This is a genomic window from Peribacillus sp. ACCC06369 (genome assembly GCF_030348945.1).
Lineage (GTDB): Bacteria > Bacillota > Bacilli > Bacillales > DSM-1321 > Peribacillus.
This window is the reverse complement of sequence record NZ_JAUCEN010000002.1, coordinates 1,632,875-1,647,253: the sequence shown is the minus strand read 5'-3', so window position 1 is coordinate 1,647,253 and position 14,379 is coordinate 1,632,875. Positions and strand designations below refer to the sequence as shown.

General features: G+C 42.2%; 16 protein-coding genes. All 16 read right to left on the bottom strand.

The genetic code is table 11. From position 1 onward, the window contains the following. Positions 1-117 precede the first annotated feature (117 nt). A complete protein-coding gene (gene ylqF, locus QUF78_RS08925) occupies positions 118-990 on the bottom strand; it encodes a ribosome biogenesis GTPase YlqF (protein WP_289317177.1) in 873 nt (290 codons plus the stop codon). 17 nt (positions 991-1,007) lie between these two features. Continuing rightward, a complete protein-coding gene (lepB, locus tag QUF78_RS08920; protein ID WP_289317178.1) occupies positions 1,008-1,568 on the bottom strand; it encodes a signal peptidase I in 561 nt (186 codons plus the stop codon). A gap of 220 nt (positions 1,569-1,788) precedes the next feature. Beyond that, positions 1,789-2,136 (bottom strand): 50S ribosomal protein L19, encoded by a 348-nt coding sequence (gene rplS / locus QUF78_RS08915; RefSeq protein WP_034313702.1) that lies wholly within the window; start codon positions 2,134-2,136, stop codon positions 1,789-1,791. 130 nt (positions 2,137-2,266) lie between these two features. After that, entirely contained in the window at positions 2,267-3,001 is a 735-nt protein-coding gene (trmD, locus tag QUF78_RS08910) for a tRNA (guanosine(37)-N1)-methyltransferase TrmD (protein ID WP_289324369.1), read from the bottom strand. Beyond that, positions 3,001-3,519 carry a ribosome maturation factor RimM gene (gene rimM / locus QUF78_RS08905; protein WP_289324368.1) on the bottom strand — a complete coding sequence of 173 codons (519 nt, stop codon included), beginning with the start codon at positions 3,517-3,519 and terminating at the stop codon, positions 3,001-3,003. The genes trmD and rimM overlap by 1 nt, the downstream gene beginning before the upstream one ends. Before the next feature lie 10 nt (positions 3,520-3,529). Further along, positions 3,530-3,916, bottom strand: a complete 387-nt coding sequence (locus QUF78_RS08900) for a YlqD family protein (protein ID WP_230158129.1) — start codon at positions 3,914-3,916, stop codon at positions 3,530-3,532. 224 nt (positions 3,917-4,140) lie between these two features. Further along, positions 4,141-4,371, bottom strand: coding sequence for a KH domain-containing protein (locus tag QUF78_RS08895; protein ID WP_289317181.1), 231 nt, complete (start codon positions 4,369-4,371; stop codon positions 4,141-4,143). A gap of 12 nt (positions 4,372-4,383) precedes the next feature. Then, on the bottom strand, positions 4,384-4,656 hold the full coding sequence (gene rpsP / locus QUF78_RS08890; RefSeq protein WP_034313715.1) for a 30S ribosomal protein S16: 273 nt from the start codon (positions 4,654-4,656) through the stop codon (positions 4,384-4,386). Between the two features lie 152 nt (positions 4,657-4,808). Next, positions 4,809-6,149, bottom strand: a complete 1,341-nt coding sequence (gene ffh / locus QUF78_RS08885; RefSeq protein ID WP_289317182.1) for a signal recognition particle protein — start codon at positions 6,147-6,149, stop codon at positions 4,809-4,811. Between the two features lie 11 nt (positions 6,150-6,160). Continuing rightward, positions 6,161-6,493: a putative DNA-binding protein gene (locus QUF78_RS08880; RefSeq protein ID WP_061462382.1), complete on the bottom strand. Its 333-nt coding sequence runs from the start codon at positions 6,491-6,493 to the stop codon at positions 6,161-6,163. Positions 6,494-6,763: 270 nt separating this feature from the next. Further along, positions 6,764-7,780 (bottom strand): signal recognition particle-docking protein FtsY, encoded by a 1,017-nt coding sequence (gene ftsY / locus QUF78_RS08875; RefSeq protein WP_289324367.1) that lies wholly within the window; start codon positions 7,778-7,780, stop codon positions 6,764-6,766. 26 nt (positions 7,781-7,806) lie between these two features. Further along, entirely contained in the window at positions 7,807-11,370 is a 3,564-nt protein-coding gene (gene smc, locus QUF78_RS08870; protein ID WP_289324366.1) for a chromosome segregation protein SMC, read from the bottom strand. Between the two features lie 20 nt (positions 11,371-11,390). Continuing rightward, positions 11,391-12,134: a ribonuclease III gene (rnc, locus tag QUF78_RS08865; protein ID WP_289318437.1), complete on the bottom strand. Its 744-nt coding sequence runs from the start codon at positions 12,132-12,134 to the stop codon at positions 11,391-11,393. 240 nt (positions 12,135-12,374) lie between these two features. Next, positions 12,375-12,608, bottom strand: a complete 234-nt coding sequence (locus tag QUF78_RS08860) for an acyl carrier protein (protein ID WP_034313729.1) — start codon at positions 12,606-12,608, stop codon at positions 12,375-12,377. A 57-nt stretch (positions 12,609-12,665) separates the two neighbouring features. Beyond that, positions 12,666-13,409, bottom strand: coding sequence for a 3-oxoacyl-[acyl-carrier-protein] reductase (fabG, locus tag QUF78_RS08855; RefSeq protein WP_289324365.1), 744 nt, complete (start codon positions 13,407-13,409; stop codon positions 12,666-12,668). Next, on the bottom strand, positions 13,406-14,353 hold the full coding sequence (gene fabD, locus QUF78_RS08850) for an ACP S-malonyltransferase (protein ID WP_289324364.1): 948 nt from the start codon (positions 14,351-14,353) through the stop codon (positions 13,406-13,408). The genes fabG and fabD overlap by 4 nt, the downstream gene beginning before the upstream one ends. Between the last annotated feature and the right edge of the window lie 26 nt (positions 14,354-14,379).

The window sequence follows — 14,379 nt, the reverse complement described above, 5'->3', positions numbered from 1 at the left end:
TGGAAAAGAGACATCAAAAAGAAATAACCTTTTCGACATCCAACTCCAGCTCCGTATCAACCTTTTCACTGACTGTCTTCAAAAATCAGGTCAATGTCTTGTAAATTCTACTTAATGTTATTCGGGGATATTATCTTCTTCATAATCCTTAGGGACCTCAAACGTAAGCGGACCCATCTTTTCTGAACGGATTTCACGTACGACCAACTCTGCGGTTTTGTCATAATCAATGAAGCCTCCAGATGCTAAACAGCCCCTGAACTTTCCGACCGCATCGAATAGTTCGAGCGTTTCCTGAGGAATTGCATCCAAGTTATAACGGGATTTCAATCTATCCGGATATTCTTTTTCCAAAAAGCGAAGACCGTATAACGAAACTTCGTGCAAGTTTAAAATCGTATCCTTGATCGCTCCTGTCAAAGCAAGCTTCAAGCCTACTTGCTGATCCTCGAATTTAGGCCAAAGAATCCCCGGCGTGTCCAGCAATTCCAATTCCTTACCAACTTTTATCCATTGCTGTGCTTTCGTGACACCAGGTGTATTCCCTGTTTTGGCAATGTTCTTTTTGGCAAGTCGATTTATTAAAGTTGATTTCCCTACGTTCGGAATACCTACTATCATGGCGCGGATCGCTCTCGGTTTTATTCCTCTTGATTCCATCCGGTCATACTTCTCTTTTAAAAGTTTTTTAGAAGCAGTTGTAATCTGGTTTAAACCGTTTCCTGCCTGTGAGTTAATGGCTATTGCCGTTTTTCCCTGCGATTTATAATATTCAAGCCACTTATTCGTTTTTACAGGATCGGCCATATCAGCTTTATTCAAAAGGATAACCCTCGGTTTATGCTGTATGATTTCATCGATCATCGGATTTCGTGAAGATGCCGGAATCCGGGCATCCACAAGTTCAAAGATGATGTCGATCAGTTTTAATTTCTCTGTTACTTCCCGTCTTGCTTTGGCCATATGGCCAGGGAACCACTGTATTGTCAATGGAATCCACCTTCCTACTATTCCGCCAATCGAAGGTCTTCGATCGGCCAATAAACTAATTTAGTTTTTCCTAACACTTTATCGTAAGGAACGACACCAACGCCAATATGGCGGCTGTCCTTACTGAAACGGCGATTATCCCCTAAGACGAATAGGTGGTCTTCAGGCACCGTTCCTTGTTCTATGACATCACTTAATGTAAAAGGTTCCGTCAAAGCCCCGCCATCAATCAATTGTTTTTTATATTCATCCAAGTATGGCTCAGAATAAGCTTTTCCATTCACGTAAAGAGTATCATCTTTATATTCCACTTTTTCCCCTGGCAATCCGATGACCCGCTTTATGTAATCCTTGCCTTCTGGAGCTTCGAAAACGATAATGTCGAATCTTTTCGGTTCACCAATCGAATAGGAGATTTTATTAACGATCATGCGGTCCGTATCCTTTAATGTCGGCATCATGGAATTACCGTCCACAACAATAGGAGCCAGGAGGAAATAACGAATCAGTGTCGCAGCTATAACCGCTATTATGACCGCCTTTGTCCATTCCCACAATTCATTTTTCTTTTTCGCCATCCTTACCCACCCTTTTAGAAAGCATATCAACAATTATTTTAACATGTTGCGGACGCTATAGCGAGCAAGATTCTATATGGTTTTTACCTTATCTGTGCATTGATGGTTTCTTAAAGTGCAAAAAAGGGAGCCTGATAAACAAGCTCCCTTTTTGCATGATACTGTTTGGTTATTCACCTTATGTGGATCATGGTAAACCCGCATGAAGATATTCGAAGAATTAACGACGAATTTCTTTAATACGTGCTTTTTTACCACGAAGTTCGCGTAGGTAATAAAGTTTCGCACGACGTACTTTACCGTGACGGATAACTTCTAGTTTCGCAATTTTTGGTGTGTGAACAGGGAAAGCACGTTCTACTCCAACGCCGTAAGAGATCTTACGTACTGTGAAAGTTTCACTAACTCCGCCGCCACGACGTTTGATTACAACGCCTTCAAACAACTGGATACGTTCGCGAGTTCCTTCAATAACCTTTACGTGTACACGTACTGTGTCACCAGGTCTGAATGATGGAAGATCTGAGCGAAGTTGTTCTTTTGTGATTTCGTTAATAAGATTTTGCATCGATTTCAACTCCTCCTGGACGCTCTTGCAAATACTTATTGTTTGCAGCGGAACATCGTTATAAGACTGAGCATTTTGCCCAAGTCACAAGGTATATCCTATCATACTATAAACGTCGATGCAATAGACATCAGTCTTCTTTTTTAATCTCGGACAATAATTTTTTTTCAACTTCCGATAGTTCATAGCTATCGAGCAAATCCGGACGTCGCATCCAGGTTCTACGCAGAGATTCCTTCATCCGCCATTCATCGATTTTTTTATGATTTCCGGATATTAGCGGATCGGGAACTTTCATTCCCCGGAAATCTGCAGGTCTAGTATAATGGGGATGCTCTAATAATCCAGAAGAATAGGAATCAAGAATCGGGGAGTCAACATTTCCCAGAACGCCAGGAAGCAAGCGAACAACACTGTCAATAATGACCATTGCACCCAATTCCCCGCCTGTAAGCACAAAGTCACCAATCGATATTTCATCCGTGACGACATGCTCCCGGATGCGCTCATCATACCCTTCATAATGCCCGCAAATGAAAATGAGATGTTCTTCTTTTGCAAACTCTTCAGCTTTTTTCTGCGTGTAACGCTCTCCCTGAGGGCAAAGCAGGACCACCCTTGGGGTTAGCTCCGCTTGCCCTTTAAGAGCCTCCACAGCATCAAAAATCGGTTGTGCCTTCAATACCATTCCGGCACCGCCGCCATACGGATAATCGTCTACCGTCGAATGCTTATTATCTGCATAATCTCGGAAATTGGTCACCTTATAGCTGACAGCTTGCTTTTCTGCAGCTTTTTTTAAAATTGACGAACCGAATACCCCTTCGAACATTTCTGGAAAAAGCGAAAGCACATCGATTTTCATCAGTCTAAAAGTCCTTCCATCGGTGTAATGATGACTTTTTTAGCGGAAATATCTACTTCTTTTACAATTTGTTCAATATACGGGATCAAAATATCCTTACTGCCAGCTTTCTTAATGACCCAAACATCATTGGCACCAGGCGTAAGAACCTCAATGATTTCCCCAATTTCCATACCTTCATCCGTAAATACCGAACAGCCGATGATTTCATGGAAGTAGAACTCACCTTCGTCCAATTTACCAAGCTGTGCTTCCTTGACTTTCAGGACCCCGTTTCTAAAAGCCTCGACCTGTCCGACGTTATAATAGTTCTCGAACGTCAATAGGTTAAAGTTTTTATGGGTGCGGTGCGACCTGATGACAAGCGGCAAAGGCTTTTTATCCGTGTCCCTAAATAAATACAGTGTATTTCCCACTTTGTATCGTTTTTCAGGAAAGTCTGTTGAAGAAATAACACGGACTTCTCCTAAAAGACCATGTGTGTTGACAATTTTACCTACATTAAACCAATTTTCCATTCTTTCACCTCTAACGAATTTCCGAGACGATTCCATCTTTAATGACAATGGTCTTCGTTGCCATGATTTCGTCCCAATCTGCCCCAATTTCCACATCAATGATACTTTGAACTTCCCGTTCCTTCAATTCGCTTCCGGTGGGAAGGATCTCCAACTGCTCCATTTGGAATTCAAGCAGTTTAATTTTTTCTTGCCTCTGGTTTATTTCTTTTTCGAAATGAGCACGGAGACTGGCAGGCTGGAGATTTCTTGTTTTTTCAAGCTTTTTCAGTTCAAAGCGAAGCTGTTCACTCTCTTTTTGAAGCTGAAGGCGTTTTGACTTGTACTTCTCGAGGAGCTGATTCTTGCTGGATTCCGTTAATACTTGGTTAACGATTACATTTTGGAGAATTTTCATTCCAGCACCTCCTATTATCTATGATTTCTTATTTCCTTCAAAAAATATGTATGATTGGGTAATCTTTTTGAAAAAGGGGGGGCATTCTCCTAAGTATAACGTAAATCGGTAAAAGATGCGTCTTAAAAAGGCGTAAAGTTTAAACTCAAGGTCATAATCAAATAGGATCCAAGGCGGGATTTCACTTTCTTGAAGTACAAAAAAAGGAGGGGTATTAGCCCTCCTTATTCGGAAATCTCCAAATAGATTTTCTTCTGCTGTGAAGATCCTGCTGCATATACCACAGTACGAATCGCCTTAGCAACACGCCCTTGTTTACCGATGACTTTACCCATGTCCTCCTTATGAACGGAGAGGGTATAAACAATCCGGTCGGACTCTTCCTTGGAAGCCACGATGACCTCTTCCGGATAATCCACAAGTGCTGAAACAATCGTTTCAATTAGTGCTTTCATCAACTACGTCGATTACTTGCTGTTTTTTGCAACATGGAATTTTTCCATGATGCCTTGTGTTGAGAATAAGTTACGAACTGTATCAGATGGTTTAGCTCCATCTTGTAACCATTTAAGAGCAAGCTCTTCGTTGATTTCAACTTTAGCTGGTTGAGTCACCGGGTTATAAGTTCCAACCACTTCAATGTAACGTCCGTCACGTGGTGAACGAGAATCTGCAACTACAATACGATAGAAAGGAGATTTTTTAGCTCCCATACGTTTTAAGCGAATTTTTACTGCCATTTTAAATAAGCACCTCCGAATAGTTTCACACAAGATAGTATAATATCAAATGTCTTGTATGTTTGTAAAGGTTTTTTTCTTAACAGGTAAAAAAAGTGTTGAAATACATGGCTTTGACCCGTATTTCCACCAGTTTCGACCTAAAAAAAACCTTACATGAACGGGAATTTGAATCCCTTTTTCTTACCTTTTTGCATGTTCGTAACCTGTTTCATCATCTTTTTCATTTCTTCGAATTGCTTCAGTAGACGGTTCACTTCCTGAATCGATCTGCCGCTTCCTTTGGCAATCCGTTTCTTGCGGGATGCATTCATGGTTTCTGGATGTTCCTTTTCCTGCGTTGTCATTGAACGGATGATAGCTTCGACATGACCGATTTGTTTCTCATCGATCTGAAGGTTGTCCATCCCTTTCATTTTATTCGCACCGGGAATCATTTTCAGAATATCATCAAGCGGTCCCATATTCCGCACCTGACCAAGTTGCTCAAGGAAATCATCAAAGGTAAAAGTGGCTGTACGCATCTTTTTCTCTAATTCTTTCGCTTTTTCTTCATCTACATTGGCCTGTGCTTTTTCGATAAGGGTCAATACATCACCCATGCCAAGGATCCGCGAAGCCATCCGTTCTGGATGGAATGCTTCGAGTGCATCCAATTTTTCTCCCATACCGACGAATTTAATCGGCGTGTTGGTGACTGAACGAATCGAAAGTGCCGCACCACCACGTGTGTCCCCATCAAGTTTCGTTAATACGACACCAGTCAGGCCTAGCTGTTCATTAAAGCTTTGGGCTACATTGACCGCATCTTGACCGGTCATCGCATCGACAACCAGGAAGATTTCATCAGGTTTTGTCAATTCTTTGATATCCTTCAGTTCACCCATCAAGTTTTCATCAACATGAAGGCGGCCTGCGGTATCAATCAACACATAATCATGATGTTCTTCCTTAGCTTTTTCAATCGCCTGTTTGGCAATTTCAACAGGACTAACCTGGTCCCCAAGGGAGAAAACAGGCATGCTTAATTGTTTGCCAAGTGTTTCAAGCTGCTTAATCGCCGCCGGACGGTAAATATCAGCCGCAACGAGCAATGGCTTGCGGTTGTATTTTTTTCTAAGAAGATTGGCTAGCTTTCCGGTGGTCGTCGTTTTACCTGCACCTTGAAGCCCTACCATCATAATGACGGTCGGTGGTTTCGAGGCAACAGCAATCTTGCTCTGTTCGCCGCCCATCAGATCCGTCAATTCTTCCTTTACTACTTTAATTACCTGCTGACCGGGGGTTAAGCTTTTCAGCACTTCCTGACCTACCGAACGTTCACTGACACGTTTTACAAAATCCTTCACGACTTTAAAGTTAACATCCGCTTCAAGCAGGGCCAATCGAACTTCACGCATCATTTCTTTAACGTCCGCTTCGTTGACCTTCCCTTTTCCACGGATCTTTTGCATCGTGCTCTGCAGTCGGTCGGCCAATCCTTCAAATGCCATATTGCCGCCTCCTAATCCAACTTCTCAAGCGTTGTGATTGCGTCTAGCAGCTTCTCTTTTGAAAAGGAATCCTTTTCTATGAGTCCCTTCATATTCGCAATCCACTGGTTACGCTCTTGAAATTTTTGAAATAACAATAGCTTAGCTTCGTATTCCTCAAGCATCGCTTCTGTTCTTTTTATATTATCATAGACTGCCTGCCTACTGACTTCGTATTCATCGGCAATCTCGCCAAGAGAGTAATCATCCAGATAGTAGAGGGACATGTAGCTCTGCTGCTTCTCTGTTAACAACGATTGGTAAAAGTCATACAAATAATTAATCCGCGTTGTCTTTTCAAGCATCTTAGCAAGCCTCCCTGCTGTTAAGTGAAAACCCTTTACAAGTTTATATTGTATAGCCTTGTTTATTTGATGTCAAGTTAAACTCCTTACCACTTGTTTGCAAATCATTATTTTTTTCTTTTTCCCGCTACAAGGAGGATTTCCCCTCCTCTTTTTTAGGTAGTTCTTCTGCTAGATCACAGTGAGTCCCATAATGATCTTGAGTCCTCTTGGAAAAATGGTCAAAAAAAAACCAGAAGAGAAAATCTCTTCCGGTTTACACTTTTTTTCTTAAACCTCTTCTTTATCGATGATATCTGCAAAAAGGCCATAAACATATTTCTCAGCATCGAATTCCTGCAGATCGTCCATTTTTTCACCAAGCCCGACAAATTTAACCGGAATGGCCAATTCATTGCGAATTGCCAAGACAATTCCACCTTTTGCCGTGCCATCAAGCTTTGTTAAAACAATACCGGAAACATTGGTCGCTTCCTTGAATGTCTTGGCTTGAATGAGGGCATTTTGTCCAGTTGTTGCATCAAGGGCAAGCAACACCTCGTGTGGTGCGCCGGGTACTTCACGTTCAATTACACGTTTCACCTTTTCCAATTCCTTCATTAAATTCACTTTATTCTGTAAGCGACCGGCAGTGTCACAGATCAGGATATCAGCTTTTCGTGCCTTGGCGGCCTGAATCGCATCGAACATGACCGCTGCAGGGTCAGAGCCTTCACCCTGTTTGATTACACTGACACCCACACGCTCTCCCCAAACCTCTAACTGTTCAATCGCACCGGCACGGAAAGTATCCCCGGCAGCCAATACAACAGATTTTCCTTCTTCCTTGAATTTATGGGCAAGTTTTCCGATTGTCGTCGTTTTGCCTACCCCATTAACCCCTACAAACAAGATGACCGTCAAACCTTCTTCTTGTATATTCAAGCTTGAAGTTGCCTCTTCATTGCCTTGGTAGATTTCAACAAGCTTTTCGGAAATGACGGATTGCACTTCCCTCGTATCAGAGATATTGCGGAGTTTGACTTCCATTTTCAATTGATCAATTAGTTCCATCACAGTATCAAAGCCTACATCAGCCTGTATTAGGATTTCTTCAAGTTCTTCAAAAAAGTCCTCATCCACCTTCCGATAACGGGCAACAAGTTCATTAACCCTTCCAGTAAAGGAATTTCTCGTCTTTGTCAAACCTTGCTTGAATTTTTCCCCAATGGATACTTCTGCTTCAACTTCTTTTTCTTTTTGTTCCTGGGTCGTAAATTTCTCTTTTAGCTTTTTGAAAAAACTCATTATCCCACTTCCTCTAATTAATGAATTTAAACTTCAATAAAGTTTTCCGATTCTTCCATCCTGACGGAAACAAGTTTGGAAACACCTGACTCCTGCATCGTAATGCCATATAGGACATCAGCCTCTTCCATCGTACCTTTACGGTGGGTAATCACGATAAACTGCGTTTCCCTGCTGAACTTCCTTAAAAATTGGCTGAACCGGACGACATTCGCCTCATCAAGGGCTGCCTCGACTTCATCAAGGATACAGAAAGGCACCGGCCGCACTTTTAGAATGGAGAATAAAAGGGCTATGGCTGTCAATGCCCGTTCTCCCCCGGATAAGAGGCTCAAATTCTGAAGTTTTTTTCCAGGCGGCTGTGCAATGATATCTACCCCTGTATTTAGTAAATCATCCGGATTAGTCAGTTTCAGCTCAGCTCTGCCTCCTCCAAATAAAGCTTTGAAGACTTGTTCGAATTCTTCACGGATCGAATAAAAGGTATCGGCAAAGCGTCGCTTCATTTCATCATCCATTTCATCGATGACTTGGAATAGTGTATCTTTTGCCTGTTGAAGGTCTTCCTTTTGGCTTAGAAGGAATTCATAGCGTTCAGCTACACGGGCATATTCATCAATCGCACCTATATTTACCGTTCCTAATTCCTCGATTGCAAGCTTGATGAGCTTCACCCTTTTTTGAGCTTCTTCTATAGGCATCATCAATGGATACTGTTCTTTAGCACCTTCAAAGGAAAGCGTATATTCTTCTCTCAAGTGGTCGAGGCGATTTTCCAGTTCCACATCCAGACGAGTTAATTTTACTTCTTCATCCTTTATCACTTCAACAATGCCTCTATAAACTCGATTTTCTTCCTTCAAGGCCAGTTCAAGCGTTTCAACTTGTTTTAAAAGTTCATTTTTTTCCTGTTTTTTTATCGTGATTCCTTCAATTGCTCCATTTTTATCGAGCAATTTCTTCTGCGCCATATCTTCCAGGGACTCTTCCCCGCTTGAACTGTCTGTCATTTCATTGGTCAGGAGCCCCAAATCATCTTTATTTTCGGCAAGCCTGCTTGTTTCCTTTGAAAGATCCGCTTCAATGCGTTCCATCTTCTCTTTTTGGTTTTGTAACTGCCCGCGCTTAGAGGCCAGTGTTACCCTCAGTTCATTCGTTTCTTCAGCAAGGCTCTCTTTTGAGGATTGTTGAGATTGCTTTTGTTCCGTCATGTCGGAAATTAACCGGTCAAGCCCTTCAATTTCCGTTTTACATGATTCCAAAAGTTCTTCCAGCTCTTCAAGTCTTGCTGTTTTTTGCTGTTGTTCTTCTAAATATGAATTTTTATCCAAATCATATAGGTGGAGCCGGTCATTCACATTTCTTTCCTGTAGCTCCACTTCACGAAGTTCGCCCTTGAGGGTTTGTTCTTGTAACCGAAGGCTCTCTCCTGTTTTTCTCGTTTGTTCAAGCGTTTGCTCTTGAACACCCACATCCACTTTGAGCTGTTTAACCTGCTTTTCTAGCTGGTTCGTTTTCGCTTCCATGGCGGCAAGTTTTTGATTGAGCTCTTCCAATTCCGTTTTCCTCGAAAGCAAGGAAGTCGTTTTTTGCTTTAAGGCTCCACCAGTCATCGAACCACCTGGATTGACGATATCCCCTTCAAGTGTTACGAAGCGGAAACGGTGCTGCATCATTTTCGCCAAATCATTTGCACCCTTTAAATCTGTGGTGATTATGACGGTTCCTAACAGGTTTTCCGCAATTGCTGCATGTCTATCATCATATTGGATCAATGAGGAACCTGTCCCCACAAAAGCTGAATGGCTCTTCAGCATCGATAATTGGTTCACTGAAATCTCTCTTGCCTTTATGACTGACAAAGGCAAGAACGTTGCACGTCCATACCTATTTTTCTTCAAGAAGGAAATGGCTTCTCGTGCATGCTCTTCGCGTTCCACGACCACATGCTGCATCGCTCCACCTAGAGCCGTTTCTATGGCCGTTTCATATTCCTTTGGAACCTTTATCAATTCCGCAACTGCCCCTTCAATGCCTTGAAGGGTTTCTTTCGCTTTCAAAACTTCTTTAACACCCTGAAAAAAGCCTGCATAATCCTCTTCCATTTCTTCAAGAAGTTCCTTACGTGATTTTGCCTGTTGAAGGAATTGATAGGCCTTATATAGGGTGGTTTCTTGTTTTTGATACGTATCTTTTGCCGCATTCAATTTATTCTGCTGATTTCGGAAATAAGTGACATGCTCTTCAAGCTGCTTGGTCACATTGGCCATCAGCTGTGAATATTCCACTTTTTTCGCAGTGATATCCATTCTTTCGGTTAAGAACTTTTCATTTTCCATATCAAGTTTAGCATTTTTATGTTCCTGCTGTGTTAGCTGCTGAAGCAGGTACTGTTTTTCGTTTTTAGCCGTGGCCTGCTTGTTCAACCACTCGATATAGTCACTCTTTTTCACTTCAATCATGGCTTCGATATCACTATTGAATAGGCCTAAGCTTTTTTGTTTTTCATGCAGGCTTTCCTGTATCCCTTTTACTTCCAATTTCAATGCATTCAGGATTTCCGTTTCTCTTTCCTTTTGCAATGATAAACGCTCGACAGCAGCCTCACCTTCCACAATCGCTTTTTCAAGCTGTGACTTGTTTTGGGCAGCATTTTTTTTCCGTTCTTTCAAAACCTCTTTACGGCCTTCAAGCTTTTCAAGTTCTTCGCTGGCATTCAGAAGAATTTCCTGAAGTCCATTGATCGATGTCTCAAGCGTCGCAAGATTATCCCGAAGCTTTTTGAGATGCGCTTCCCTATCATGAAGCTGCCCTGCCATTTGCTGTTCCATTTCATTATGTTTTTCAAGTTCCTGGGACAGGTTTTCCCATTTTTCATAAAGTTCTTCTATTTCAAAAACGGTTAAAGCTACTTCTATTTGCTCAAGCTCTTCTTTCTTCTCCAAAAATTCCTTGGCGAGGGAAGACTGAATTTTCAACGGTTCCACCTGTGCCTCCAATTCATGGAGGATATCATGGACACGGTTTAAGTTATCCTGCGTTTCCGTCAGCTTCGATTCCGCTTTTCGTTTCCTTGTTTTATATTTCAGGACACCGGCGGCTTCTTCAAAGATCACTCTTCTTTCTTCTGCCTTACTGCTCAGGATTTCTTCGACTTTCCCTTGGCTGATGATGGAAAATGCTTCACGCCCAAGACCAGAATCCATGAACAGGTCTATGATGTCTTTCAGACGGCAACCTTGATTATTAATAAAGAATTCACTTTCTCCCGATCGATAAACCCTTCTTGTCACACTGACTTCATGAAAGTCAATTGGTAGGGAATTGGTCTCGTTATCGAGGGTCAATGATACTTCTGCAAAATTCAACGCTTTCCTCGTGTCACTTCCCGAAAAGATGATATCTTCCATTTTTGCTCCACGCAGCGATTTTGCAGACTGTTCTCCAAGCACCCATCGGACTGCATCGGTCACATTACTTTTACCGCTTCCGTTCGGTCCAACCACTGCCGTGACACCAGGTACAAAATCAATCGAAATTTTTTCTGCGAAAGATTTAAATCCTACAACGTCCAAGCGTTTGAGGAACATGACCTTTCCCCCTCTACTGTTCAACTATCTTGTTGGTTTTTTTCTTTTAAAACGATCAATGCATGCTCGGCAGCATGCTGCTCCGCTTCTTTTTTGGACTTTCCTATACCAGATCCCAGCTCTTCCCCATTCAGAGAGACGGTCGAAACAAACTCACGATTATGGGCTGGTCCTTTTTCCTGCAAGATCTTATATTGCAGGACACCGATAGCATCACGCTGGATCAGCTCTTGAAGCTGGCTCTTATAATCCATCACATGAGAAAAAGCACCCTCGTCTATCTTCGGAAACACAACATTTTTTAAAAACTGTACAACTGGCTCTAATCCTTGATCAAGGTACAAAGCCCCAATATAGGCTTCGAATACATCCGCAAGCATGGCAGGGCGTTCTCTTCCACCTGTCATTTCTTCCCCTTTGCCGAGCAATACATATTCCCCGTAAGAAAGGCTATTGGCAAAAGCAACAAGTGAAGGCTCACACACAATGGCTGCCCTTAATTTGGTAAGTTCACCTTCGCTCATCATCGGATATTTTTGATATAAGTATTTAGAGATGGTCAGTTCAAGTACAGCGTCTCCCAAGAATTCAAGCCTTTCATTATCTTCATAAGGCTTACGGCGATGCTCATTCACATAAGATGAATGTGTAAAAGCTTGTTTCAATAAATTTTCATCTTTAAAATGAAAACCAAGACTTTCTTGCAACTGTTTGAATTTATTATCCTTGATTGATGGTTTACGATTATTTCCGTTCCTACGCATCACACAAAACCCTCCACAACGGTTCAAAAAACATATTTTTCCTATATATAAAAAGAAACCTGGCAGGAATTCCTGTCAAGCTTTCCTATGTACCATCATACATTATTATCCGCTTAAAGAAAACTAATGGCAAAAGACCACTGCCATGCAGGCGGAGCCTTATCGCCTCTGCATCAAACTTCTTTAAGAATAAGAGAAAGCCCCGTTAAAAAACGGAGCTTCTAGTCAAATGACAATTCATTACATAGTGCTTTGTATGTAATTCACAGCATCACCTACTGTGGCGATTTTTTCAGCGTCATCGTCCGAAATTTCCATATCGAACTCGTCTTCGAATTCCATGACTAGTTCAACTACATCTAGGGAATCGGCACCAAGATCTTCTTTGAAAGAAGCTTCAAGTTTTACCTCTGATTCTTCTACGTTCAAACGATCTACAACGATTTTAGTTACTCTTTCTAATACATCTGCCAATGTGTTCACCTCCCCTCAAAACATTATAAATTAATTTTGAAAAAAATCAAAGGAAACTTACATGACCATACCGCCATCTACATGAAGAGTTTGCCCAGTCATATATTTGCTGGCATCAGAAGCGAGGAAAGACGCCACTGCAGCGATATCTTTAGGGTCACCGAACCGGGCAAGCGGAATTTGGGCCAACATGGCTTTTTGGACGTCTTCAGGCAATTCCCCTGTCATATCCGTCGAGATGAAACCGGGGGCAATCGCATTGACCGTAATGCCTCTTGAAGCAAGTTCCTTTGCCGTAGTTTTAGTCAGGCCGATCACACCAGCTTTGGCCGCTACATAATTAGCCTGCCCTGCATTTCCGCTGACGCCGACGATCGATGCCATATTGATGATCCTGCCGCTGCGCTGCTTCATCATTTGTCTTGTGACTGCTTTTGTGCAAAGGAACACTCCTTTAAGATTCGTATTGATCACCGAATCCCATTCCTCTTCTTTCATGCGCATCAATAGGTTGTCACGTGTGATACCGGCATTATTAACCAGAATATCGACTCTGCCAAACTGTTCGACAACTTCCTTGATCATACTTGTCACAGATTCACTATTTGCAACATCGCATTGGACGGCAAATGCTTTACGGCCCAATGCCTTGATTTCATCCACCACTTCATTCGCTTTAGCTTCACTGCCAGAGTAGTTGATGGCAACGTCTGCTCCCTGACGGGCAAGTTCTAAAGCAACTTCCCTGCCAATACCTCGTGAAGCTCCCGTTACAAGTGCTTTTTTACCTTCGAGGATCATGCTTGTTCCCCCTTCAATGTTTCAATAGTTTTAGTTAGTGTATCTATATCGGAAACCGAGTGAATTTGAACGGAACGATCAATTTTCTTAATTAATCCACCCAATACTTTCCCAGGGCCAACCTCGATGAACGTATCCACGCCCAATTCAAGGAGATTTTTTACACTGTCCTCCCAAAGTACCGGTGAATACAACTGTTCGATTAATTTTTCTTTTATTTCAGCAGGTGCAGTAATCGGCTTGGCCGTTACATTTGAAATGACAGGAATTTCTGCCTGTTTGAAGCTAACTTCATCTAGGACCCCCTGTAACTTTTCTGCAGCCGGTTTCATCAACTCCGAGTGGAACGGTCCACTCACTTCAAGAGGAAGAGCCCGTTTAGCTCCATTCTCCTTAGCTTTTTCACTTGCAAGTTTAACCCCTTCTGAAGTACCTGAAATGACGATTTGCCCCGGACAATTAATATTGGCTAATTGGACGGATTCCCCTGTGGCCGTTATTTCAGAAGTCACTTCAGATAGAGCTTCACGGTCCATTCCCAGTATCGCAGCCATTGAGCCTTGACCATTCGGTACCGCAGCTTCCATGAATTCACCACGCTTACGCACAGTATAAACGGCATCTTCAAAAGAAATTGCACCTGATGCCACTAAAGCTGTATATTCACCTAAACTATGCCCTGCTGTATAATCGGGTTTGATTCCCGCTTCTTGCAACTCCTTGACAAAGGCATAACTCGTGGTCAATAGAGCTGGCTGCGCATTATAGGTTACCGTTAATTCTTGTTGTGTGCCGTTAAAGATCAGTTCGGAAAGTGGAAAATCAAGTTTTTCATCAGCTGTTCGAAAAATTTGCTGAGCACGCTCGTTTTCCTGAAATAAGCCATGGCCCATTCCTATTGACTGTGAACCTTGTCCTGGAAAGACAAAAGCAATTTTACCCATTTGTTACTCCCCTGCCTCTACTAAGA

Excerpts from the sequence above, each read along its gene's own strand:
- ftsY (WP_289324367.1), bottom strand. The coding sequence starts at position 7,780 with ATGAGTTTTTTCAAAAAGCTAAAAGAGAAATTTACGACCCAGGAACAA.
- rplS (WP_034313702.1), bottom strand. The coding sequence starts at position 2,136 with ATGCAAAATCTTATTAACGAAATCACAAAAGAACAACTTCGCTCAGAT.
- trmD (WP_289324369.1), bottom strand. The coding sequence starts at position 3,001 with ATGAAAATCGATGTGCTTTCGCTTTTTCCAGAAATGTTCGAAGGGGTA.
- QUF78_RS08880 (WP_061462382.1), bottom strand. The coding sequence starts at position 6,493 with ATGCTTGAAAAGACAACGCGGATTAATTATTTGTATGACTTTTACCAA.
- fabD (WP_289324364.1), bottom strand. The coding sequence starts at position 14,353 with ATGGGTAAAATTGCTTTTGTCTTTCCAGGACAAGGTTCACAGTCAATA.
- fabG (WP_289324365.1), bottom strand. The coding sequence starts at position 13,409 with ATGATCCTCGAAGGTAAAAAAGCACTTGTAACGGGAGCTTCACGAGGT.
- ffh (WP_289317182.1), bottom strand. The coding sequence starts at position 6,149 with ATGGCATTTGAAGGATTGGCCGACCGACTGCAGAGCACGATGCAAAAG.
- smc (WP_289324366.1), bottom strand. The coding sequence starts at position 11,370 with ATGTTCCTCAAACGCTTGGACGTTGTAGGATTTAAATCTTTCGCAGAA.
- rnc (WP_289318437.1), bottom strand. The coding sequence starts at position 12,134 with ATGCGTAGGAACGGAAATAATCGTAAACCATCAATCAAGGATAATAAA.
- rimM (WP_289324368.1), bottom strand. The coding sequence starts at position 3,519 with ATGGAAAATTGGTTTAATGTAGGTAAAATTGTCAACACACATGGTCTT.
- QUF78_RS08900 (WP_230158129.1), bottom strand. The coding sequence starts at position 3,916 with ATGAAAATTCTCCAAAATGTAATCGTTAACCAAGTATTAACGGAATCC.
- QUF78_RS08895 (WP_289317181.1), bottom strand. The coding sequence starts at position 4,371 with ATGAAAGCACTAATTGAAACGATTGTTTCAGCACTTGTGGATTATCCG.
- lepB (WP_289317178.1), bottom strand. The coding sequence starts at position 1,568 with ATGGCGAAAAAGAAAAATGAATTGTGGGAATGGACAAAGGCGGTCATA.
- rpsP (WP_034313715.1), bottom strand. The coding sequence starts at position 4,656 with ATGGCAGTAAAAATTCGCTTAAAACGTATGGGAGCTAAAAAATCTCCT.